This is a genomic window from Aureispira sp. CCB-E, from assembly GCF_031326345.1.
In the GTDB taxonomy this organism is placed as follows: Bacteria; Bacteroidota; Bacteroidia; order Chitinophagales; family Saprospiraceae; genus Aureispira.
Map to the genome: position 1 here is coordinate 6,221,573 of NZ_CP133671.1, position 22,374 is coordinate 6,243,946.

General features: G+C 35.5%; 17 protein-coding genes. 11 read left to right on the forward strand and 6 right to left on the reverse strand.

Annotated features, from left to right (window positions below; translation table 11 throughout):
* Nucleotides 1-33 precede the first annotated feature (33 nt).
* Both QP953_RS24135 and QP953_RS24140 read right to left on the reverse strand, forming a co-directional pair.
* Nucleotides 34-2,367: a TonB-dependent receptor domain-containing protein gene (locus QP953_RS24135; RefSeq protein ID WP_309553209.1), complete on the reverse strand. Its 2,334-nt coding sequence runs from the start codon at nucleotides 2,365-2,367 to the stop codon at nucleotides 34-36.
* A 935-nt stretch (nucleotides 2,368-3,302) separates the two neighbouring features.
* Nucleotides 3,303-3,698, reverse strand: a complete 396-nt coding sequence (locus tag QP953_RS24140; protein ID WP_052592752.1) for a hypothetical protein — start codon at nucleotides 3,696-3,698, stop codon at nucleotides 3,303-3,305.
* Between the two features lie 255 nt (nucleotides 3,699-3,953).
* On the opposite strand from QP953_RS24140, the gene gcvH reads away from it, so the two are divergent.
* The 6 genes from gcvH (at nucleotide 3,954) to QP953_RS24170 (ending at nucleotide 8,389) form a co-directional block, all read left to right on the forward strand.
* Nucleotides 3,954-4,334 carry a glycine cleavage system protein GcvH gene (gene gcvH / locus QP953_RS24145; protein WP_052592748.1) on the forward strand — a complete coding sequence of 127 codons (381 nt, stop codon included), beginning with the start codon at nucleotides 3,954-3,956 and terminating at the stop codon, nucleotides 4,332-4,334.
* Nucleotides 4,327-4,719 carry a VanZ family protein gene (locus QP953_RS24150; protein ID WP_052592746.1) on the forward strand — a complete coding sequence of 131 codons (393 nt, stop codon included), beginning with the start codon at nucleotides 4,327-4,329 and terminating at the stop codon, nucleotides 4,717-4,719. The genes gcvH and QP953_RS24150 overlap by 8 nt, the downstream gene beginning before the upstream one ends.
* Nucleotides 4,720-4,871: 152 nt before the next feature.
* On the forward strand, nucleotides 4,872-5,846 hold the full coding sequence (locus tag QP953_RS24155) for an energy transducer TonB (protein ID WP_309553210.1): 975 nt from the start codon (nucleotides 4,872-4,874) through the stop codon (nucleotides 5,844-5,846).
* Nucleotides 5,847-6,019: 173 nt separating this feature from the next.
* Nucleotides 6,020-6,385 (forward strand): hypothetical protein, encoded by a 366-nt coding sequence (locus QP953_RS24160; protein WP_156039786.1) that lies wholly within the window; start codon nucleotides 6,020-6,022, stop codon nucleotides 6,383-6,385.
* Between the two features lie 294 nt (nucleotides 6,386-6,679).
* Nucleotides 6,680-7,252, forward strand: a complete 573-nt coding sequence (gene nadD / locus QP953_RS24165; protein WP_052597457.1) for a nicotinate (nicotinamide) nucleotide adenylyltransferase — start codon at nucleotides 6,680-6,682, stop codon at nucleotides 7,250-7,252.
* A gap of 54 nt (nucleotides 7,253-7,306) precedes the next feature.
* Complete coding sequence (locus QP953_RS24170; protein WP_309553211.1) at nucleotides 7,307-8,389, forward strand: leucine-rich repeat domain-containing protein; 1,083 nt, start codon at nucleotides 7,307-7,309, stop codon at nucleotides 8,387-8,389.
* A 16-nt stretch (nucleotides 8,390-8,405) separates the two neighbouring features.
* Here the strand turns inward: QP953_RS24170 and QP953_RS24175 are convergent, their stop codons facing one another.
* The 3 genes from QP953_RS24175 to dnaK all read right to left on the reverse strand — a co-directional run bounded on the left by QP953_RS24175 (nucleotide 8,406) and on the right by dnaK (nucleotide 13,103).
* Nucleotides 8,406-9,908, reverse strand: coding sequence for a WG repeat-containing protein (locus QP953_RS24175; RefSeq protein WP_052597461.1), 1,503 nt, complete (start codon nucleotides 9,906-9,908; stop codon nucleotides 8,406-8,408).
* A gap of 419 nt (nucleotides 9,909-10,327) precedes the next feature.
* Nucleotides 10,328-11,077, reverse strand: a complete 750-nt coding sequence (locus QP953_RS24180; protein WP_309553212.1) for a metallophosphoesterase — start codon at nucleotides 11,075-11,077, stop codon at nucleotides 10,328-10,330.
* A gap of 163 nt (nucleotides 11,078-11,240) precedes the next feature.
* On the reverse strand, nucleotides 11,241-13,103 hold the full coding sequence (dnaK, locus tag QP953_RS24185; RefSeq protein ID WP_052597465.1) for a molecular chaperone DnaK: 1,863 nt from the start codon (nucleotides 13,101-13,103) through the stop codon (nucleotides 11,241-11,243).
* A gap of 490 nt (nucleotides 13,104-13,593) precedes the next feature.
* Between dnaK and QP953_RS24190 the strand changes: the two genes are divergently transcribed.
* The 3 genes from QP953_RS24190 to ade all read left to right on the forward strand — a co-directional run bounded on the left by QP953_RS24190 (nucleotide 13,594) and on the right by ade (nucleotide 17,425).
* On the forward strand, nucleotides 13,594-14,508 hold the full coding sequence (locus tag QP953_RS24190; RefSeq protein WP_309553213.1) for a hypothetical protein: 915 nt from the start codon (nucleotides 13,594-13,596) through the stop codon (nucleotides 14,506-14,508).
* A 74-nt stretch (nucleotides 14,509-14,582) separates the two neighbouring features.
* Nucleotides 14,583-15,473, forward strand: a complete 891-nt coding sequence (locus tag QP953_RS24195; RefSeq protein WP_309553214.1) for a hypothetical protein — start codon at nucleotides 14,583-14,585, stop codon at nucleotides 15,471-15,473.
* A gap of 329 nt (nucleotides 15,474-15,802) precedes the next feature.
* Nucleotides 15,803-17,425: an adenine deaminase gene (gene ade, locus QP953_RS24200; protein WP_052597472.1), complete on the forward strand. Its 1,623-nt coding sequence runs from the start codon at nucleotides 15,803-15,805 to the stop codon at nucleotides 17,423-17,425.
* Between the two features lie 66 nt (nucleotides 17,426-17,491).
* Here ade and QP953_RS24205 read toward each other — a convergent pair whose 3' ends face one another.
* Entirely contained in the window at nucleotides 17,492-18,595 is a 1,104-nt protein-coding gene (locus QP953_RS24205; RefSeq protein ID WP_309553215.1) for a lysylphosphatidylglycerol synthase domain-containing protein, read from the reverse strand.
* Between the two features lie 152 nt (nucleotides 18,596-18,747).
* Here QP953_RS24205 and ruvC point away from each other — a divergent pair, with 152 nt between their 5' ends.
* Together ruvC and dnaB are read left to right on the forward strand one after the other, a co-directional pair.
* A complete protein-coding gene (gene ruvC, locus QP953_RS24210) occupies nucleotides 18,748-19,314 on the forward strand; it encodes a crossover junction endodeoxyribonuclease RuvC (protein WP_052597475.1) in 567 nt (188 codons plus the stop codon).
* Between the two features lie 518 nt (nucleotides 19,315-19,832).
* Nucleotides 19,833-22,373 (forward strand): replicative DNA helicase, encoded by a 2,541-nt coding sequence (gene dnaB, locus QP953_RS24215; RefSeq protein WP_309553216.1) that lies wholly within the window; start codon nucleotides 19,833-19,835, stop codon nucleotides 22,371-22,373.
* Nucleotide 22,374 lies beyond the last annotated feature (1 nt).

Here is a 22,374-nt window from a genome sequence, read left to right on the forward strand (position 1 = left end):
ATAAAGACACAACAGAACAGTCCCAACTTCAAATTATTGCTTCTTATACATACCCGCAACAAAGTTATATCCAACCCCCACATTCAGATGGATAGGGTTTCCTACCGTTAGTCTTTCTCCCCACCTAGACAAACTAGCATTGGGGGAATAGAGTTGATTGGTAAAATTCATTACGTTGCACCATAGTTCAAATCCTTTGATCGTATAGCCTACACGACCATTAAAAACTAAAAATCCAGGGTAAGTTTTAGTATTCGCAGCGTCCATATAATATTGGTTCATGTGCATCATTTCGAGGCTAATACGGAACCCTTTGATAAATCGTGGTTTGTAAGTTATTTCTGCATTCAATAGCCAAGTAGGCGCTTGTGCCATTCTATTTCCAGTATAGTCGTTTCCACTTTCTTTATAATCTATAAAAACATGAGCAGCATTAGATCCAGTCACTCGAATCGAAAGATCTTTGATAGGACTAAAATAAACTCCATACTCTACCCCCATATGCCTAGTTTGTCCTGCATTTTGATTAATAGACGCACCATTGTCTTGACGAACAGAGATAATTTCATTAAATCCATCCATCAAATAGAGGCTCAAATCCAAATGTAGTTTTCCTTTTAGCAAATTGATCCAACTTCCCAATTCAAAATTATTATAAGTAGCAGGTTTTAAAACAGGAACACTTACTCCTCTGTACAACTCTCCAATTTGAGGCGGTACAAAACCTTGACTAAAATTAGCATATACACCAGATGTTTTGGCAATTTTATAGGTAACGCCAACTTTTGGGGTTAATGCCCAGAATTGATCTACATTATCTGGAGCACCTGAAAATGCCGTAGTAGGAAGATGATTATTATAATTATAAATAAAAGCATCGTAACGAGCAGCAGCTACTAATTTAAAATTTCTAAAAGGTGTCATTTCTAATTGAACGTAACCTGCAGGATTTACCAATCCCACTTCATAATTGGTCAGCATAGAATCTACTTCATTAACATAATCGGTATAAACCCCTTCATCATTTTTAACAATAGAAATATAATTTGCTTGGTAAGTATTGGGACTTACATCTATAGAAGCACCTACGGTCAGTGCTGTTTGCCAAAAATCAAACTCTTGACGATGTTGTACCAACGCTCCAAAACTTTTATAGCTATTGTTATTGCTTTCTCCATGTGCCAAATTTTTATTTCCTGTTGGATTTCCCCAAGGCGACCAATCGTCTTTAACCCGATACGAGGGGATTTGTCGAATGGAATTGTCTCTAAAAAAGATAGTCGCACTCGTCTTGGCTTGATCTGTCCAATAACGTTTGTATTGAACTTTGGAACGCAATGCCCAAACAGCACGATTGGTAAAAGTATGAAGCGAACTGTATTCTCGACTATAAAAACGTGCACTATCCAAGCTGCCTGTCATATCCGATTTATAGTCAATCATAGTGACATCAGCCGATAAAAAATCTTTTTCAGAAACCTTATACGTCCCTTTTAAAGTCATTGCCAGTTTATCTAAATCACTGTGCGCTCTAAATCCGTTTCTTCGATTGGCGTAATATCCAGAAAAAGCAAGCCCCAATTTGCCAATAGTAGTAGCGGCCTTCAAGTCTACTCGTTTGTATCCTAAGGTGTTTCCTTGCAATCGGATACTTGCTGTAGGAATAGAAGTTGGGCGTAAAGTAATAAAATTAACGGCTCCTCCTATTGCCTCACTTCCATACAAAGAAGAAGAAGGTCCCCTAATGACTTCTATTTGTCGGATGTTGGCTTGGTTCATTTCTAACAAGGCATTATGATTAAAAACACCTGTTGGGCGAATGGGTAAGCCATCCTCTAAATACAAAAACAAGCTTTTGTAAGACAACGGTTGGCGAATGGACATACTGTGTTGCTCATTTCCCAAATCTACCATAAAAACACCAGGTGTTTTGTTGAGTAGTTGATCCAAAGAAGTAGCTCTAGTGTCATCAATCGTCGTTGCCGTTACAGCCGCAATCGCTGCGGGGGCTTCTGCCCGATCTTGTTGATTTCGACTAGCAGAAACAACAACCTTACTTAACTCGGCTATGCTTGGTTCTAATCGTATTATAGGTGGCAATTCGCTTATTGTTAATTCTTGGATTTCGTAACCAATAAAGGAAATCTTTACTATATCAGAAGCCGTTGCCGTTAGCACAAATTCTCCATTTGTATTGGTTATAGAACCTGTCGTTTTTGATTCAATCCACAAATTCACTCCAACCAAAGGTTCTTGGGTTTGTCCATCTACAACTTTTCCTGTAACAGTTGTAGTTTGAGCGATAATTAACTGAGGGGTTATAATGGCCATAAAAGCCATTAGACAAATAATAGTTGCTTTTTTCATAATACAATTTTTATAGAAAAATTTTTAGGTATAAAAGGACATAAGAATCCTGTACTTAGATATTTCGTTAAATACTAAGCAGCTAAGTAATCGTTCAAAAAAAATAACAAGCACCACGCAGTAGCAGCGTAGCTAAAACAGCCTTCCTTTTTCTTCTTTGATTAGCAAAAAAATAATCCCATTTTTTGTTCTTATTTTTTCTGACCTTTTACTTATTCTAGTGATAAAGTATCCTTTGAGCGCTCAAAGAACACAGGACTAAGTGCATTTTGTGTCGTTTAGATCAACTGAGTAAACATTCTGAATTTCGTATACCCAAAAGCTCTAGTACTCTCCTACCATCATGCCCATGGCTTGACTTGCTTAATTTGCATTAGGTTGAGCTTAGACAATAAAAACCTTAGCCTATATGCATATCAAAATATGACATTTAAGCTGGATATAATGCTACCATTAATTGATTAGCATTTAGTCTAGAGATCTAGTACATAGACCTATCTTATTTTTAATATTAAATTTAGTGCTGATTCTATTGGAAAGGAAGACATCATGAGTTCATTGGTATTGTTCACCCAAACTAATGACACCTCATACTTATACCTCTTGGTTTTACTAACAACGATACAAATCTCTTAAACAAACTATTAAACAACCACTTATACTAGGCAAGGGTGTCCCCTTAACCTAATAATATTAGATTCAAAAATAGAAATAGACTTACGTAATTGCCTCAAAAGTTTCCGTACAAAAGACCTATTCTTACAATACGGCATGACAACTCACTTAATAACAATCTATTAATAGTTCAAAGACGATCTGTATAGACATTCGCAATCCATTGAATATTGACATTAGGACATATAACAATTGAGCCCTTTATTCATCAACTAGATCAATATAAGTTGAATAGCAACCATCACATAAAGCAATAGTAGTTAAGCCCTAGGAGGCTCAAAATCAGCAAATACAGGCATATAATGGTAGTTAAAAGCATACTCAAAAAGAGCTCTTTTATCAAAGAAGAATTGCCTGCTAAGGATTGGTTTTAAACAATGAAAGGTAACCTGCTCATAAAATAACACAGGTGGTTTAATCTCTTCTAAGCTAGGTAAAAATGGCTGAGGTTCTTGTGTTTTTCGCTCTTTAGAAATTCTCAAAACTTTCTTAAGATGACATTTACCATCACACTCTAATTCTGGTTTTGCCCGATTTTCACAAAGCTGAACAGCAATATAATCTTTGTTAAGGACATAATAAGTATAAATCAATCCTTGATAGAAAGATTGAATACTGATTAATAAAACCCACAATATGGCTAATGCTCTTAACATGGTAGAAATGATTATAAGGCAAATATAGAAAATATTTGTGATTAGAGCCCTTCTTAAACTTTTTTTATTGCTCAACACACCAAAAATAACATTTGCAACATCTTCTACAATAAGAGGTGTTCTGTACAAAAGAAAAAGTTCTGATGCAAAAATGTTTTTTAGGAAGTTTATGCTATTAGGTTCGAAAAAAAAATTAACTTTGGAACCAATAATATTTCTACAATTTTTATTAATTCAATCAATAGATTTTGTTCTATGAACTTTCCAGAAAATTTAAAATACACAAAAGACCACGAATGGGTTCGTGTAGAAGGAGATGAAGCTTATATTGGTATTACTGATTTTGCTCAAGGTGAATTGGGTGATATTGTTTACATTGACATCGATAGTGAGGGAGAAACCCTAGACCAAGAAGAGGTTTTTGGTAGTGTAGAAGCTGTAAAAACTGTTTCTGATTTATTCATGCCAGTATCTGGTACCATCTTAGAGTTCAATACACAACTAGAAGATGAATCAGAATTAGTCAATTCAGATCCTTATGGTGAAGGTTGGATGATAAAAATTAAGCTCTCAGACCCTGCTCAATTGGATGAGTTGATGGATGCTGCAGCTTACAAAGATAGTGTTAGTGCCTAATTGGACAAACATTAAGTATTTTATACCAGCAATTGCTTGGGCTGTCTTGATATGGTCGTTGTCAACGACTTCTAATCTACCACACATTCCTTGGAATTTTTTGTCTCCAGATAAAGTGGGGCATTTGATCTTTTATGCCATCTTAACGCTTCTATTAATTTTCGGAGTAGCTCGCAGCCTCTCTTGGAAGCGAAAAGGAGCAAAATCTTGGATTGTATTTTGCATGATCCTTGCAGGAACATATGGGATTAGCTTAGAATTTGTGCAAGCAACTATTCCAGGTCGTTCTTTTGACTATGCTGATATGCTTGCCAATTTTGTTGGAACATTGGTAGGTGCTTTTGTTTATTATAAAAGTGCATACAATAAATACTTTAAAATATAACTTGCTGTACAACTATTATTACTAATAATGGTTTGATAACAGAAATTAATTTTTTAGAACATTCGTTCGGGCAAAGATTTTAGTTATATTTGTCTGAAGGTTTATACACTAAATTTTTTAGAAATTTATTTTTTAATTAAAACGCATATTTTATGTTAATCAACGGACTGCAATTAGGTGGTGTTTTGCTGTACGCAGGTCCAGAGATAACAGGTGGTCAATTGGCTTTGAGCTTGATAGGTATTGCCGTATTAGTATATGGTATGATTCTCGGCTACAAATTCTACCTGAATAAAAAATCTCAGGAACTTTTAAGCAAAAACAGTGATAGCCCTGAAAGCAAATCTGCTTTGGTTCGGAAATATCAAGAGGTAGATGTTTTCAAGCAAACACGTACGATTACCTATGGTAGCCGTGTTATTGCTTTGTTGGCAATTTATCTAATCATCAACTGGACAAATGTTACCATTACTCAGTTGTTGACTTTTGATGATATTCCTGACATCGAAGAGATTATGACGGAACCACCAAATACACCACCTCAACCACCACCACCACCACCGCCACCACCACCACCACCACCACCAGCTCAAATCGAGGAAGTGGAGGAAGAAGTAGAAGAAGTGGAACAGGAAGATCAAGAAATAGAAGAGGATACAGAAATTAATGATACTCCTACCGACTATGATGGTCCTTATGGAGATGGTCCAGCTCCAGAACCGGAGCCAGAACCAGAGCCGGAACCAGAGCCAGAGCCAGAAATCTTTACAATTGTAGAGCAAATGCCTCGCTTCCCTGGTTGTGAAGATCAAGCAGGTGACAATAATGCAAAAAAAGCTTGTGCGGATCAGAAATTATTGAAGTTCATCTACGAAAACATCAGCTATCCTACTATGGCTCGTGAAAACGGAATTGAAGGAATGTCTGTTGTAAGTTTTACCGTCATGGAAGATGGTTCTATCAAAGATGCTAAGATTTTGCGTGATCCAGGAGGAGGATGTGGAAAAGAAGCATTAAGAATCATTAACATGATGAATAGAATGCCTCAAAAATGGACTCCTGGAAAACAACGTGGTAAAGCTGTACGTGTAAAATACAACTTGCCTGTTCGATTCAAATTAAACTAAACTATTTTTATAATAGTAACGATATAAAAAGTGCTTCTCAATTAATGGGAAGCACTTTTTTTTTTTACCTTCTTGCCAACAAGAAAACAATTTATAAAGACAAATTTTAGGGGATTAAAAAAACAGCAAACGACTTTAGGTAAACAAATTCTTTTATCTAAACTGTTTTAATTATGATGAATCAGCAAATTCTTATTTTTTTTATAGGCTTGTCTTTCGTCCTTCTTTCCCTCTCCTCTTGTCAAACCGAAGCCATTACCTATGATTGTACGGCTGTTGCTCCTACCTATACCAATCATATAAAATCTATTATGGATGCTAACTGTGCTTATAGTGGTTGTCATGATGCTACAACAAAAGCCGATGGGATTAACCTTAGTAACTATGGTGCTGTTGTTTCAGAATCTTCTAGAGCAAGATTTATGGGAAGTATGCAGCACGAAGGCAGTTATAGTAGAATGCCAGAAGGAAAAGCTCAATTAAGCACTTCTGACTTGCAAAAAATCTACTGTTGGATTCAAAATGGCACTCCAGAATAAACTTTTCATATTTCTAGAATTAACAATGCTATCTTGTTAGCAGTTAGCTTAGTTACTCCCTGCGGTCATCAGCCAGCAAGCTGGGTTTGCTGCTACTTCGTGGTCGTTGATTCGTCTATTCGTAATATCAAAAAAGTGGTCTCTGTCAAAAGAAAACTGCTCTTTCATTGAATCAAAAGACCCTATCTAAAAGAATAGAGCCAATTATAATACCAATCCATGCTTAGAATATGGATTGGTATTAGACCATAAACTCACCTTTTTTTCGTATTTTTGAAAAAACGAATAGAATACATGAAAATAGGACTTTTTTTTGGCTCTTTTAATCCCATTCATACAGGACATTTAATCATTGCTAATCACATTGTAGAAAATACTCCTTTGGAAGAACTTTGGCTGGTAGTTACCCCACACAATCCACATAAAAAACGGGCTACTTTGGCGAATGATTATGATCGATTGCATTTGGTCAATCTAAGTATTGAGGGACATTTGAAGTTACGATCTTGTAATATTGAATTTGAGTTACCCAAACCTTCTTTTACCATTGATACTCTAACCTATCTCAAAGAAAAACACCCAGAGCATGATTTTGTATTGATTATGGGTGGAGATAATTTAGGGTCTTTCCATAAATGGAAAAATTACGAAGTCATTTTAGCTAACTACGAAATTTATGTCTATAGTCGTCCTAATTATGATTTAGGTGCCCTACAAGAACATCCTAGTATTCATATGGTGGAAGCCCCTTTGATGGAAATCTCTTCCTCTGTTATTAGAAAATTAATTAAAGAGCGTAAGTCTATTCGATACTGGGTTCCTGATAAAGTTTTGGAAGAAATAGAACAATCGGGAATGTACTTGTAACATTTTTATATCGTGATGGCTCTTGTTAACTTTTCAACTTCTAGAAATTACTCCATGCACTATTTTTTTATCTTTTGGCTATACTATTGTTGCTGCTCTTGCCAATCGGCAGAATCGACATCAACGGTTGTGGAGGTTCCTAATCCATCTATCACAGATAGCTTAACAGCATGGGAACAAAATTTATTAGCAATTCCTGAAATCATACAAGATACCATTGCTCAAGAGCTTTATATTAAGTCATTGCCCAAGCTTCCTGACACAAAGAATTTTTTTGGAAATTTGCAACTGAATGCCTTACAACATGGCAGTAGAAAGTCATTGAGAAAGGTCTATCAAAATATTGCAACCCCTTATCAAAATAATGCTTACGAACGCACCAAACATTTAGACTTATCCTATCAAAACATCTACTACATCCCCAATAAAGTTGCCAACTATCCCAACCTAAAGTATCTATCGTTGAGCAATAATAGGGTTCAAGCCCTCAACCCTAATTTGGCTTCTTGCAAACAACTTAGAAAGCTTGACCTTTCGTCCAATGGCATGTTACAACTCCCTATGGGTTTATCATTGCTTACACAGATTGACGAATTGGTATTGGCTGATAATCGCTTAAATTCGCTACCCAATTACTTTTCAAATTTAACCAATTTAAAAACAGTTGACATCAGCAATCTACACACAGGAATGTCTGAGTTTTACAATAACTTTACTAAATTTCCTATGGTATTAACTCGAATGTCAAACGTTGAAAAATTGTTTTTGGAGAAACTCCCCATACGAAGCTTGCCTAAAAGCATTCAAAATATGACAAAGCTTCAAGTTTTGAGTTTGAATGGGAATCGTGTCATCAACCTAAATCAAGCATTTAATGCTTTGGCGAATGTTCCCGATCTTATTGCCTTAGACCTTTCATTTATTGGTCGTAAAACGCTCCCACAAAGCATTCAAAAATTAAAAAATCTAAAAATATTGGTGTGGCACGAAGAAAAACAAAGGAACCGTGCTTTTGTAGAAGAAACATTGCAAAAATGGCTGCCCAATACCAAAATATATTATGGAAAAAAAGGAATGGCAACGCTCTTTCTTAGAGGCAATACCGTAACTACTATTCGTACTATTGGAAATGAATGAATAGTATCCGATGCTTCTACCGAAGCGGGTATTTTTTAACATGACCATCTGGGTGTATCAAAACTACTTCTTTATTTTTATATTTGTATTTATAAGAACTATACTCAGCTGGAACAATGACACGTCCTCCAGCAGCTACAACTCCCCAAAGTCCTTTTACTTTGACCATATAAGTTCTATTCGGAAGCGCATACATATCTTCATACTTAGGAGGCAAAATAACTCCTTTAGTAATCGAGACAATCCCCCATTTACCATTTTTTAAGACAAAGAAAAATTTCTTTTTAGGTCGATAATCAAATTGATCATAAATAACAGGAATCATTTCCTTTCCCTGCCCATTTAACACTCCCCATTTAGTCCCTTTTTGCACCATAAACTGATTGGCATTCATAACATGAATTTTAGAATAAGCAATGGGAATAATTTGTTCACCTTCTACCGTTAACATCCCCCATTTAGTGCCTTTTTTGACCATCACACGATTAATATCTTCATAGTATTGCACATCGTTATACGCCAAATCAAAAAGCGTTTGATCATTATAATAATAATCGATTTTATCGCCTAATCGAACTTTTAGTTTAAAGTTATTTTCATCAATCCAAATATCGCTATATTCAATTGGTACCGCAGTATGTACTTGGTCACTAGTATCTATCCTCAACAAGCCTACTTTTTTATCCTTCCCTACCAAGACACTATTCAAGTATTTCAAGAAAAATGGAGACATAAAATCATATTCAAAAGGCAGAATTTCTTTTGCATTAATATCTAACAAACCAAACTTACCCTGTTCTCTAACCACAAAGTAACGAGAGAAATAATCAATATCATCGTATTTTTTTTCTGTCTGACAAGGGTTATCCTTAATCCAGTTATAAACCGACCATTTCTTGCCAATTTTCACACGAGTGTGGCTAATATATTGGTGATCCCCTATTTGATCAAAACAAGTAGGAATTAACTCCTCTCCTTTGGCATTTTTTAGCCCCCACTTAGCTCCTTTTTTGACCTTATAACGGTAACCATCAAACAAAATATCATCGTAGATCGCTTCTAAAACAGGGGTTCCATCAGTATTTAGGACACCATATTTATCGCCGATTTCAATACTGATATAAGGATGTTGACGTTTAGATATATAGTTTAAAGCATCGTATTGTACAGGCACCCAAACGCTACGATCGTCCCCCAACATTCCCCATTTGCCATTTTCTTTGATTCTATAAAAACCTTTTTTTTCTTGATGCAAGTAACGATAAGTTATAGTATCATACTTAGCCTTGGTTAACTTTTCTTTGGTTTTATCATCATAAAATCCCCAATTAAATCGCTCTCCATCCCAAACTTTATAAATACCATCTACATACAAAAACTCCTGCCCTTTTTCCAAACCTTCTGTTGGGTCTTTAATTTGAAAGGCATATTTTTTTTGATAATTACTAGAATCCTGCTGTGCGACAGCTATTTGTAACGTAAAAAATAAGGTAAAAAAAATACTGATTTTATAATGCATATCGATTTTAAATTATAGTCCTTGATTTTATAAATGTACCAATCCTTGGTAAAATAAAAAACGTCTTAATATTAAAACTAGTATGTGTTTTGTTTTTTTATGGCGCTTATTAGACATTAAGTAATCGTTCATAAAAATTTATAGGCAAAATAGAATTCTTTTTGCACTGTTCTTCATCAAAAAATCTCGTTTTAGCCCGCTAAAACTTCAATTCTTTTCTTTGAACAGCACTAAAAACAATTACATTTTTAACTATACTTTTTTCTGTCCACTTACTTATCACGAATTAATTTGTATAGCTAAAAAATAGCATTTTCCAATTTCTCATAAAACCAATTCGTGATAATGTCTTTTTTTGGGAGCATTGAGCAGATTTGTAGTAAGTAAGAACAAGTTCTAAAACTAGCTTTAAAGCCTCCTTACTTATTCTGAAAAAAAACGTCTTGCTCCTCTATCCAAATACTTAAAACCCCTGTTGTCTTACAGCCTTGATCTAGATTGATAACATTACCCATTTTTTGTGGAATCGACCAATTATACTTAATCGTTGGCGTATGCCCGATGTAAATTTTCTCAAATTGATCTATTTTTGTTACTTTTTTATCAACCCAAGCACCCTCCTGTTCCAAATTCCATAATTGTACCACTTTTCGAAACAAGGTTCTATCCCATAGCAACGACTCTGGATAAAATTGCAACGATGCTTCAAAGCCCATTTGATAATCAAACCCAGCATGTACAAATAATTTTTGGTTTTCGATGTGATATAATTTTAACTTATCAAAAAATGCCGTTTTATGCCTCAAAATTTCCGCATCACTTCGTTGCGCATAAGATAGATAGGTAGACAAACCACCACTCAGCATCCAGTCTCTGTATTTGGTAGTTATAAATCGATCTACTCTAAATTGTTCAAAATTTTGATTCAGTACCTCCAAAAACCATTCTTCATGATTCCCTTTCAAGTAAATATTTTCAAAGGGCGATGCTGCTTGCAACGCAATCAACTTATCTACCACCTCATAAGAATACTTCCAACCATCAATATAATCTCCCAAACAAATAATTCGATCTTCGCTAGGAGAATAATGGGCTACCTTCAAAGCACTTTCTAGTGCATCAATACTGCCGTGAATATCTCCGATAACTAATGTTCTTTTATATTCCATTTTGATGTGTTTAGATATCAGTTTTTAGATCAATGGCATAAAAAAGTATAGATAAATTCAACGATGCTTGCTACTACATGAAGTTGCTTGCCTTAATGAGCTATTATTAAAAGAAAAAGGAAACTGCAAACAGTTCCCTTCCTTTTCTTAACAACTATTCTGTTTATAGTTTTTTTCCCTTCATCGCATTGGCGATATTAGCATCCAAAGCTCGATGTGCCAATGGCGTTGTATATTCGTTTAGTTCTTCCATTCGTTGATGAATCAAATCTTTGTCTTCACCCTTAGAAGCTGTTTCAAGAGCTGTTACCAACTCCATTGTCTTCTCTACCTCTTCTTTGGTCAATATGGTGACATTTTGTTGGATAAATTTACGAGAAGCCAATACGACATTTTGAGCTTCGGTACGAGCCTCAATCAACGCCCGTACAGCCATATCTCCTTTAGCATTCTGAATTGACTCTAATAGCATACGCCCCATTTCTTCTTCAGAAATCCCATAAGGAGAACGCATTTCTACTGTTTGCTCTACCCCTGAGCGTAATTCTTTTGCTCGAACTTTTAAAATACCATCCGCATTCAACAGAAAATGAATTTCAATTTTGGGAATTCCTGCCGCCATTGGAGGTATGCCACGCAAAACAAACTCTCCTAACTTTCTATTATCAGCAACCAAATCACGTTCACCTTGATATACAGCTACTTTTAGATTGGTTTGCCCATCTACCGAAGTAGTATATTGACGACCAGCTTTGATTGGAACTTTTGTATTTCTCGCTATAATGGTATCCATTAGCCCTCCTACTGTTTCAATTCCCAACGACAAAGGCGTTACATCTAATAACAATATATCCTGATTATTTCCTGCCAAAATATCCGCTTGCACTGCGGCGCCCAAAGCAACAACTTCATCTGGATTAAGCGTATTGTTAAGCTTTTTATCAAAAAACTGTCCTACCCGTTGCTGTATTAAATCCATTCGAGTCGAGCCACCTACCATAATAACTTCATCAATATCTCTAATACTTAACTCCGCATCTTTGAGTGCATTTTCGCAAGCTGCCAAAGTTCGTTGTACCAAAGGTTGCACCATTTCTTCAAATTGATCTTTGGTCATTTGGCAAGTAATTCCAGCGATAGTTGTTTCAAAAGTAGCTTTCTTTGCAAAAGATTTTTTGGCTGCTTCTGCTGCTAATCGAAGTTCTTGTGTCAGTGCGGCATTATTATCTGTATCAAATTTGTAGGTATCCATCCAATATTGCTGAATCGCACGATCAAAGTCATCCCCTCCCAAGAAAGTATCTCCATTTGTAGACAACACCTCAAAGATACCATGTTCTATCTTAAGAATAGAAATATCAAATGTTCCGCCTCCCAAATCATAAACAGCAACCGTTTTAATATCATCTGCATCCAACCCAATTCCATATGCCAAACTTGCCGCAGTGGGTTCATTGACAATACGCAAGACATCCAGTCCTGCTAATTTCCCTGCATCCCGTGTTGCTTGACGTTGGGCATCGTTAAAATAAGCAGGAACTGTAATAACGGCACGAGTCACCTCAGCACCAAGCGTTTTCTCAATACGTCGTTTGAGTTGTGCCAAAATTTTTGCCGACAATTCAATTGGCGTATAAAATTTATCCTTAATCCTAATTTTAACCAAGCTATCTTCTACCTCATTATCAATAATTTGATAAGAAAAAAAGCGCTTATAGTCTTCCACATCTTGATACGATTTTCCCATCAATCGCTTAATCGAAAAAATGGTATTCTCTGGATCTGTCACTAATTTTTCAATCGCATCATGCCCTACCACTACAGAATTTTCATTTTCAAAATGTATAATAGATGGGACTAAGGCATTTTTACCAATATGATCCGTAACAACAGTCGGCGTTCCATCTAACATATAAGCAACTAAACTATTTGTTGTTCCTAGGTCTATACCAATAATAACGTTTTCTTTTGGTACTTCTACTTCTTTTAATGTTCCCTTCGTTAAGTCTATTGGAATTTTTGCCATAACGTTTTATTTGTTCTCATTTTGTTGGTTCTTGTACAAATCATGTTTTTACTATTATTATAGTACGTAAAAAATCAACGAACTACTTATATATAAATACACATTATTTATCAAAGAACAGTTTTGTTTAAACTAAAAAGTTTGCCTGCTGTATTTCAGACAACATATTATCACACAAGTTTGTTGATATCTTATATGAATTAGCCACAAAAGTACTAAGAACCAACTATAATTTAAACCTATTGGTCTAAAAACATTTGTTCTTCTTTAACAAAATGAAATTCTCCTTCTAGTTTTTATGCTTCATTTTCTTCTTTTAGTTTTTTTATTTTTAATATAATGCAGCATCCTCTCCAATAGAAAAAGAAAAATGGTTTGTTTTTTCAGTTTTTTTTTCTTAAATTTACTCGAATTCTTAAAGTCCACCTATTGGAGTATTGGGCTTTGTAGGTAATTGTTTCTATCAATCATTTTTTAACCCATTTTTACTGTGGCATTTAATATTCTAACCAAATTCAAACCGGATCAAATAAAAAGTAGAAATCTTGATACTGGCTTTTTGAGTAAGTATTATAAAGGTATACAAAACATATTGATTCAAAAGACGCATGTTGAGCAAACAACAGAGTATTTCTTTTGTGAGAATTATACTGCTGATGAGCATCTACTAGTTTTTGGTACACCCACAGCAACGCAAAAAATGCTATTTAAGGCAGCAGGAAAAGGGCAAGAAGGATTTGATAAGACAAAAGTCTCGATGGGAACTTGTTTTATTTTGAACGAAAAAGGCAGCAAAGTACTTTGTCTTTATCCCAATTTATCGCTAGCTAAAGGCAAAAAAGCTAGTGTCATGAGGACACTAAAAAAAATGCAACGTACTTCATTAAAATTAATTGATGAAATTCGTTGGTTAGATGCTCCTCTTATGGTCGATTCTAAAGATCCTTCGAAAATAGAACAGGTTGTTGACCCCAATACTTCGAATACTGAAAACAATCAAACGGTACTGGTTAGTACAGAGGAAATTGTAGATAAAGCCAAAAACTTAAAACGGGGAATTGAAAAATTGGTAAAGGATGTCATGCCTCGTTATAAAAAGAGAGAAACCACCAATAACGATGCTGCTTTTGTAAAAGCGCTTCGAAAAGCAGGGCATCTTTTTTTAGCGCAATTGACTCAAACCGATGAAAAAACTAGAAATAGTTTTACTTCTCAGAAAAAAGTTTTGGAATCTGGATTACCTCAATGGAAAGAGTTAGAATCAAGAATTCATTCACAAAAAAGCAAAGCAGAAAGTAGGGCAACATTAAAAAAATCACTACTAGGAGTAGTTGAAAAAATGAATGAACGCCGATCTGAAATAAAAACAATTTTGAAACGAGTAAACCTTAAAACACTTGGATAAAATATAGCATTTTGCTCCATGGATTACTCTTATCTGTAATTTTAACATTCACACTTAAAAAAACATAAAAACCAATGGCAAAGGAATTATTTGACTTTAAGGCATTTCAAGCATTAAAATATGCAGAATACAAAAAACAACACGCTAAAACAGCTGTTGTAAAAAAAGCAAAAGCAGGTCTAGTATTTACAAAGTATAACCTTGGTAGCAAAAAGAAAATTGCTGTTTTTATTCCTTTTCTAAAATGGGACGAAGCAGACAAAGCCTATAAAGCATTAAAAAAAGACAAGAGTATCCACTTAGTTAAATGGACTTCTTTGGTAAAAGCAACTCAAGGCAAAGGTGAAATCACTTTAGAAATCAAAAAAGGAGGTCTAACAGCAGATGTCATTGTAGAAGAATTGAACGAGCTATTTGACAAAACAATTAAATTAAAACTAAATGTAACGGGTACATCAGAAGATGCTTCTGAAATTGATACCAATACAGAGCTTGAACCTGAAACTAAGACAGAACCCAATAATAACACGGACGATACGCTTGAAGAAGAAACGGAACTAAGTACATTAGGTGACTTGAAAAGCGCATTCCAAGAGGCTAAAAAGATTTACGATCAAGTTGCAAAAGTAGACAGTTCTAAAAAACCTAAGGTAATACTTTCTGCTTGGAATAAAATTGAAGAATTGATGCCTCAATTGGAGACTTTCATTTCTAGCTCTGATAAAGACAAACAAGTAGAAGCGGCTAAAAAAATTAATGAAGCGGCTAAAACTATTCAGAGTAAACTTCAACCTCATATTGACAAAATTAGAGCAAAACAAGGAGAAAAATCTAATAGTAATTTAGACACCTTAACTAGCGGTATTAGCAACAAGGCAGCTCAGTTATTATCTAAATACAAAGACCAAATTGAATCTATCGAAGGTTTGGCAGAAAAATTACAAAACATCAGTCAAATTGCCTAAATTGCTCCGTAAGCAGCGACTAGGAAAAGCGCTGTTTTAAGACTCGAATTATACAATACATTTAATATAAATCAAAGGTTGTGTTCAATGAATGCAACCTTTTTTTGTTGAAGTAGATGAGCATAAAAACTAAGTTTATTTATAGTATTAATCGAAAAGCAAAGAGGAAACAGTTCGATGTTACGATACAGTAGCCCCTAAGATGTTTTTTGATAAAAAATCGTACAAAAAGAAATGCAGTTTACTTGTATTTTTTCTAAACGATTAGTTATTTTAATTAAATTTGGATTTAACTTTTTGTCTCTCAAACTACTCAAATTGGACTAAGTATGATAATCAAAACTAATTACGTTGATATAAACAATCGAACCATTTTTGCTGCTAAAATTGAGCTAAAGGACAAAAAAATAGCTCAAATTACTCCCATTAATGAATCAGTGGAAGGTTATGCTATTCCTGGATTTGTCGATGCACATGTGCACATAGAAAGTTCTATGCTCATTCCTTCTGAGTTTGCCCGTTTAGCAGTCATTCACGGTTCCGTCGGAACGGTCTCTGATCCTCATGAAATTGCTAATGTAATGGGGCTTGAAGGGGTTTATTATATGATTGAAAATGGGAAAAAAGTGCCCTTTAAGTTTAATTTTGGGGCTCCTTCTTGTGTTCCTGCTACTAGTTTTGAAACAGCAGGAGCAGAAATTGATGTGGAAGGAATCAAAACATTGATGGCGGACAACGACATCAAATATATGGCAGAAATGATGAATTACCCTGGGGTAATTTTTGAGGATCCCATGGTTATGGCTAAACTAGCAGCTGCCAAGGCTGCTAACAAACCTATTGATGGGCATGCTCCAGGTGTTCGAGGGGAACAAATTCAAAAATACATTCAGGCAGGTATTAGTACCGATCACGAATGTTTTGAATTGGAAGAAGCCTTGGAAAAACTCAGCTTGGGTATGAAAGTTATCATTCGAGAAGGTTCTGCTGCTAAAAATTTTGACACCTTAATTTCTATACTTCCCGAGCATACAGCTAACGTTATGTTTTGTTCGGATGATAAACATCCTGATGACCTTATGTTGGGTCATATCAACCAACTAGCAGCAAGAGCAGTGGCACAGGGTATTCCCTTATTTGATGTCCTTCAAGTTGCCTGCATCAACCCAGTACAACATTACAATTTAGATATTGGATTATTACAAGTGGGCGATTGGGCAGACTTTGCCATTGTAAAAGATCTACAGAATTTTGAAGTTGAAGCTACCTATATCAATGGGCAACTTGTTGCTCAAGACGGTAAATCACTTATTCATAGAGTGGATGAAGTAGCTATTAATAACTTCAATACCTACCCTAAAGAGGCTAAAGAGTTTGTCTGTGTTCCTCAAACAGAAACCCTTCATGTGATCAAAGCAATTGATGGCGCCTTGATTACTGAAAGTTTTGAAGCCCCTGCCAAAATTGAGCAGGGCAATACCATATCTAACACCGAAACAGATGTTCTCAAAATGGTCGTTGTGAATCGCTATTCCAACACACCTCCTGCTGTTGCCTTTATCAATGGATTTAATTTAAAAGAAGGGGCATTGGCATCTTGTGTAGGACACGATTCTCACAATATTATTGCGGTCGGAACAGATGATGATGCCATTTGTAAAGCAGTTAATTTGATTATAAAAAACAAAGGGGGTATTTCGGCAATTGGTTCTCAACAAGAACACGTTTTGCCACTTCCTGTCGCTGGTATTATGTCAACCGATGAAGGTGAGCTTGTCGCCAATTTATATTCTACAATTGACCGATTTTCAAAGGAGCAATTGGGCTGTAGCCTAAGAGCCCCTTTTATGACCCTATCTTTTATGGCTTTGTTGGTTATTCCTAGATTAAAATTAAGTGACAAAGGGCTATTTGATGGAGGTGATTTCAAATTTACGCCTTTATTTGTATAAAGCTATCTATAATGGGTACAATAGTTCGTTCCAAAATGAATGGGCTATTGTATTCCTATTCCTTTACTAAGGCTGAATAGTGCATTCCCTACTAGAAGTAACAGGCATTTGCTCCTCGCTTTCAGCTTCTTTTTCATTCCATCCTAAGCGAGCAATCAAAAAAGCCCCAACAACAGATGGCAACACAACATTGATCATCCAAAGACTAAACGTAGCAGACAAGATCGACATTGATGCATCTTCTTTTACAGTCAAATATCCCAAGATTAACACGGCAATATTACCTCTTGCCAATAGACCTGTTGAGGGTGGTAACGGTATTCCTGTTTGCAATAAATAGACGATTATGACCCCCAAAAAAGTGCTTAAAATGTTTGCATCAAATCCAAAAAAGAACAGCAGGCAAACATACTGAGAAGAATAAATCCAGTAACGTGTTATTGAATAGCCTAAGGCTTCTATTAATTCTTTGTTATTGTAATAATCAAAAGAAGAACGTTGCATCTTCATCGCCCAGTTTCTTGTCCATTTAAACTTCATGCTATACGGCACAATTTTTCGTAGATTAAAATAGATTCCCAACAAACAACTCGATGCGACTCCCCCCACTAAGATCAAGCTACTTAACAATGCTTCATGGATAGGAATAAGTCCCCCATAAAATGCGCCCATCAATCCCCACCATCCTCCAACAACCAAAACAATCCATTGGCTAGAAATACCAACCATTGTTGCCCAAATAGCCAATAAGCGGTTTTGGGGAGATACCATCATTACACGTCCTCCATACTCTCCTACTCTATTGGGTGTAAACAAAGAACAACTCAATCCGATTAGCACTACTTTTAGGGCTTGGAAAAATGAAATAGATTCAATTTTACGCATCAAAGCTAGCCATTTTTGAGTTTCAAAAAACCAATTCAAAGGCATTAATACAAGTACAAGCATCAATAAAGGAACTTTTTTCCAAGACAAATGCTGCCAAAATTCTACTCCTAATTTTTGCAAGGTCAAATCTTCTCTGCCAAAAATTTGATGATATAGAATAGCTCCCAAAACAATAACCAATGTCAGTTTTAGAATACGTACAAAAAATTTATGTTGTGCTAACGACTTAAAAAGAAAGCCTTTACCTTTAATAGATAACGATGATGTTGTATTTGTATGCATGTTGCAAATTTACAAGAATTTACTAATCTTCTGTAAGATCGTAAGCTTCTAATTTTGTGTCTCAAAAAAAGAAACAATTTGTTTTTCGCTTTGTTTTTTAAACTTGTTTGTATCTTTGTCTTTTACCAATTAGCAAATAACGAACTAAACGTATGAGCATAAAACCAAAAATCATATTGGGCATAGACCCTGGTAGCAATGTCTTGGGCTATGCCTTTATACAAGTTATTAACAAAAAAAAGCCGCGCATTATTACAATGGGCACCCTCAGTATGGCTAAATATGACAATCATGGTCAAAAGTTAGCACATATTTTTACAGAACTTCAAAAACTTATCCAACTTTACCAACCTACAGATGCAGGCATCGAAGCTCCTTTTTATGGTAAAAACGTGCAATCTATGCTAAAACTAGGTAGAGCTCAAGGAGTTGCTATGGTAGCCATTGCCCAGAAAGGCATTCCCGTTGAAGAATATTCTCCTCGTAGCATAAAAAAAGCTGTTACAGGTAATGGAAATGCCTCCAAAGAACAGATTGCTAGGATGTTGCCACACGTCGTAGATGGAGATATTAAAACAGACCTCTTGGATGCTACGGATGCCCTAGGGGTTGCTTTTTGTCATCACATCCAAACTCAAGGAATGGCTTTAGGGCAAAAAAAATACAACGACTGGGGTAGTTTTTTAAAAGATAACCCTAATAAAAGAGCAAAATTTTAGTCGTTTTGCCTATTGAATGGCATACCCTCTTCTACTTTTATAACTGCCTATTCATACTGCTTTGAAGAATAAAAAGCTTATTATTAACAAGCAAAAATCTCAAAAACAGAAAGATTTTTTTGACACATTATTCACAAAAAAGATAGAATCTATCTAAGCACTTTTTTGTCCTTGCTAAAAATAAAGCGTATTTTTGTAGGCTTACTCTTAAGAAGTATTTACGAATCATTTCATGTTTAAGTAATCGTTCAGAAAAAATTATATAAACCACGCTAGCAACGTAGCTAACTAAAAGCAAAACGCTCACGAAGTAAACAACCTTTTTTGTAAAGACATCAACTTAGTTTTTCAATTTCTTATAAACTAAAAAAGGCAACTTGCCTTAAATTAATAACTAAGTTGACGGACTCCTTTGGGCAGACTACGATTAAAAAAACATTAGAATTAAAAAAATGATTTTGTAGCATTTACAACATCAACTCTAACATCAACTAACCAGTATAGATTACAAGGATATAATGGACGAGAATAAAAATTTCACAAAAAAATTTACTAAAAAGAAAGATGCTTTCTCTGAGCACGGGAAGGTGCAACCTCAAGCTATTAACTTAGAAGAGGCGGTACTTGGTGCATTAATGCTTGATAAAGATGCCGTTGCTTTGATTATTGATATTTTACGTCCTGCTTCTTTTTATAGGGAAGCTCATCAGCATATTTATAAAGCTATCTGTGTACTCTTTGAAAAAAGCCATCCTATTGACTTGTTAACAGTGACAGAGGAGTTGAAGAAAATGGGGAAACTGGAAATGGTCGGAGGACCTTATCAATTAGTAGAATTGACCAATCGTGTCGCTTCGTCTGCTAACATTGAATTCCATGCCCGAATCATAGCTCAAAAATTTATTCAGAGAGAACTAATCAGAAGTTCTACCGAAACCATCCGAGCTGCTTATGAAGATACGGTAGATGTTTTTGACTTGCTCGATAGCGCAGAGCAAAATTTATTCAACATCACAGAACAGAACCTAAGCCGTGGCTCGTTGGGTATGAGTACATTGGTCAATATGGCTGTTAAACAGCTGGAGGAAATGAGTGGAAAAGAAGAGGGCTTAACAGGGGTTCCTACAGGTTTTGTCAATTTGGATAAATTGACATCGGGTTGGCAGCCTTCTGATTTAATTATTATTGCAGCTCGACCAGGTATGGGAAAGTGTTTGGGCAAAGGCACGAAAGTGCTCAAATATGATGGACAACTTGAAAAAGTCGAAAATATCCAAGTTGGAGATTTATTGATGGGAGATGATTCCACGCCTCGAACAGTTGCGTCTATTGCTCGTGGCAAAGAAAAAATGTACTGGATTTATCAAAATGAAGGCATTCCTTACAGAGTCAATGAAAGTCATGTCTTGTCACTAAAATCTAGTGCTACTTATGATTCTTATGCCAAAGGAGAGGTCTTAAATATTTCTGTTAAAGACTGGCTTGGCAAATCGGATTCTTTTAAATCTAATTTCAAAGGATATAAAGTTCCTGTTGATTTTCAAGCACAAACAACCTCATTGCCTTCTTATTTCATTGGGTTGTGGTTAGGTCTTGGTACAGGTACAGCTAATCATGCATCATATAAAACACAAAACCAAAAAGCGGTTCGTTATATTCGTCAATTTGCGACACAACAAAACTTGTCAATTGAAACCAGACAGTTAAGAGAAAATATTTCTCAGTCTACTGTTGAGCACTCTCAAATATCTAGTGGTTATAGTTTGATGAATGATTTACAGCAATCGAACTTAATTAAAAACAAACATATTCCGACAGAATATCTTATCAACTCCTCAAACAAGCGTTTGGATTTATTGGCAGGGTTCATTGATAGTAGTGGGCGTTATATCGCTGCATCCGATTGCTATGAAATTGCCATAACAGGGCTATCTATCGCTGAACAACTTAAGTTTTTATGTGATTCTCTAGGATTTAGAACCTCATTGGTAAGCACCGAAACATCCCAAACCTCATCATCTAGCCTTGCTACTTATACCCTTTCTATTCGTGGTAATATTGCCAATATTCCTGTAAGGATCAACAACCAAGCCGAAGTTCGTGCTTATCAAAAAGATTGGCGCTTAACGGATATTCGAGTTGAAGAAGACATAGTAGACGATTATTATGGTTTTACTCTAGATAAAAACCACCTGTTTTTATTAGAGGATATGACTGTGACACACAATACTTCTTTTACAATGGCTGTTGCTAGAAATGCTGCTATTGAGTTCAACAAAGGAGTTGCCTTTTTCTCTTTAGAGATGTCTTCATTGCAGTTGGTCAATCGTTTAATTTCTATGGAAACAGAAATTGCTTCTGAAAAATTACGTAAAGGACAATTGGAAGACTACGAATGGCAACAACTACATGCTCAAGTCGATAAACTAAGTAATGTTCCATTGTATATTGATGATACACCTGGTATTAGTATCTTTGAACTACGCGCTAAGTGCCGCCGTTTAAAAATGCAACACGACATTCAGATGGTTATTATTGACTACCTACAATTGATGACTGGTGGTGGCGATAATAAAGGCAATCGAGAACAAGAGATTTCGATGATTTCTCGTGGTTTAAAAGGATTGGCAAAAGAATTAAATGTTCCTGTTATTGCACTTTCTCAATTGTCTCGTGCCGTAGAAACTCGTGGAGGGTCTAAACGTCCTCAATTATCGGATTTGAGGGAGTCTGGAGCCATCGAGCAAGATGCAGATATTGTATCCTTTATTTATCGTCCAGAGTATTATCAAATTTTAGAAGATGAAGAAGGGAATTCGCTCAAAGGTATTGGAGAAATTATTGTCGCTAAACACCGTAACGGAGCGTTGGATTCTGTTCGCCTTAAGTGGGATGGGCAATATGCAAAATTCTCAAATTTAGATGATGATGCCTTTACTGGTTTGGATGATTCAAGTTTCTTTGATCAAGCTAACAACGAATTAAGCGGAGAAACTTTTTCGTCTAAGATGAATGAAGCTAATGAAAACAATAATGGGATTGATGATGTTCCATTCTAGC

Excerpts from the sequence above, each read along its gene's own strand:
- QP953_RS24155 (WP_309553210.1), top strand. The coding sequence starts at position 4,872 with ATGTTAATCAACGGACTGCAATTAGGTGGTGTTTTGCTGTACGCAGGT.
- nadD (WP_052597457.1), top strand. The coding sequence starts at position 6,680 with ATGAAAATAGGACTTTTTTTTGGCTCTTTTAATCCCATTCATACAGGA.
- ruvC (WP_052597475.1), top strand. The coding sequence starts at position 18,748 with ATGAGCATAAAACCAAAAATCATATTGGGCATAGACCCTGGTAGCAAT.
- QP953_RS24180 (WP_309553212.1), bottom strand. The coding sequence starts at position 11,077 with ATGGAATATAAAAGAACATTAGTTATCGGAGATATTCACGGCAGTATT.
- dnaK (WP_052597465.1), bottom strand. The coding sequence starts at position 13,103 with ATGGCAAAAATTCCAATAGACTTAACGAAGGGAACATTAAAAGAAGTA.
- QP953_RS24160 (WP_156039786.1), top strand. The coding sequence starts at position 6,020 with ATGATGAATCAGCAAATTCTTATTTTTTTTATAGGCTTGTCTTTCGTC.
- QP953_RS24170 (WP_309553211.1), top strand. The coding sequence starts at position 7,307 with ATGCACTATTTTTTTATCTTTTGGCTATACTATTGTTGCTGCTCTTGC.
- QP953_RS24135 (WP_309553209.1), bottom strand. The coding sequence starts at position 2,367 with ATGAAAAAAGCAACTATTATTTGTCTAATGGCTTTTATGGCCATTATA.
- QP953_RS24140 (WP_052592752.1), bottom strand. The coding sequence starts at position 3,698 with ATGTTAAGAGCATTAGCCATATTGTGGGTTTTATTAATCAGTATTCAA.
- ade (WP_052597472.1), top strand. The coding sequence starts at position 15,803 with ATGATAATCAAAACTAATTACGTTGATATAAACAATCGAACCATTTTT.
- gcvH (WP_052592748.1), top strand. The coding sequence starts at position 3,954 with ATGAACTTTCCAGAAAATTTAAAATACACAAAAGACCACGAATGGGTT.
- QP953_RS24175 (WP_052597461.1), bottom strand. The coding sequence starts at position 9,908 with ATGCATTATAAAATCAGTATTTTTTTTACCTTATTTTTTACGTTACAA.
- QP953_RS24205 (WP_309553215.1), bottom strand. The coding sequence starts at position 18,595 with ATGCATACAAATACAACATCATCGTTATCTATTAAAGGTAAAGGCTTT.
- QP953_RS24195 (WP_309553214.1), top strand. The coding sequence starts at position 14,583 with ATGGCAAAGGAATTATTTGACTTTAAGGCATTTCAAGCATTAAAATAT.
- dnaB (WP_309553216.1), top strand. The coding sequence starts at position 19,833 with ATGGACGAGAATAAAAATTTCACAAAAAAATTTACTAAAAAGAAAGAT.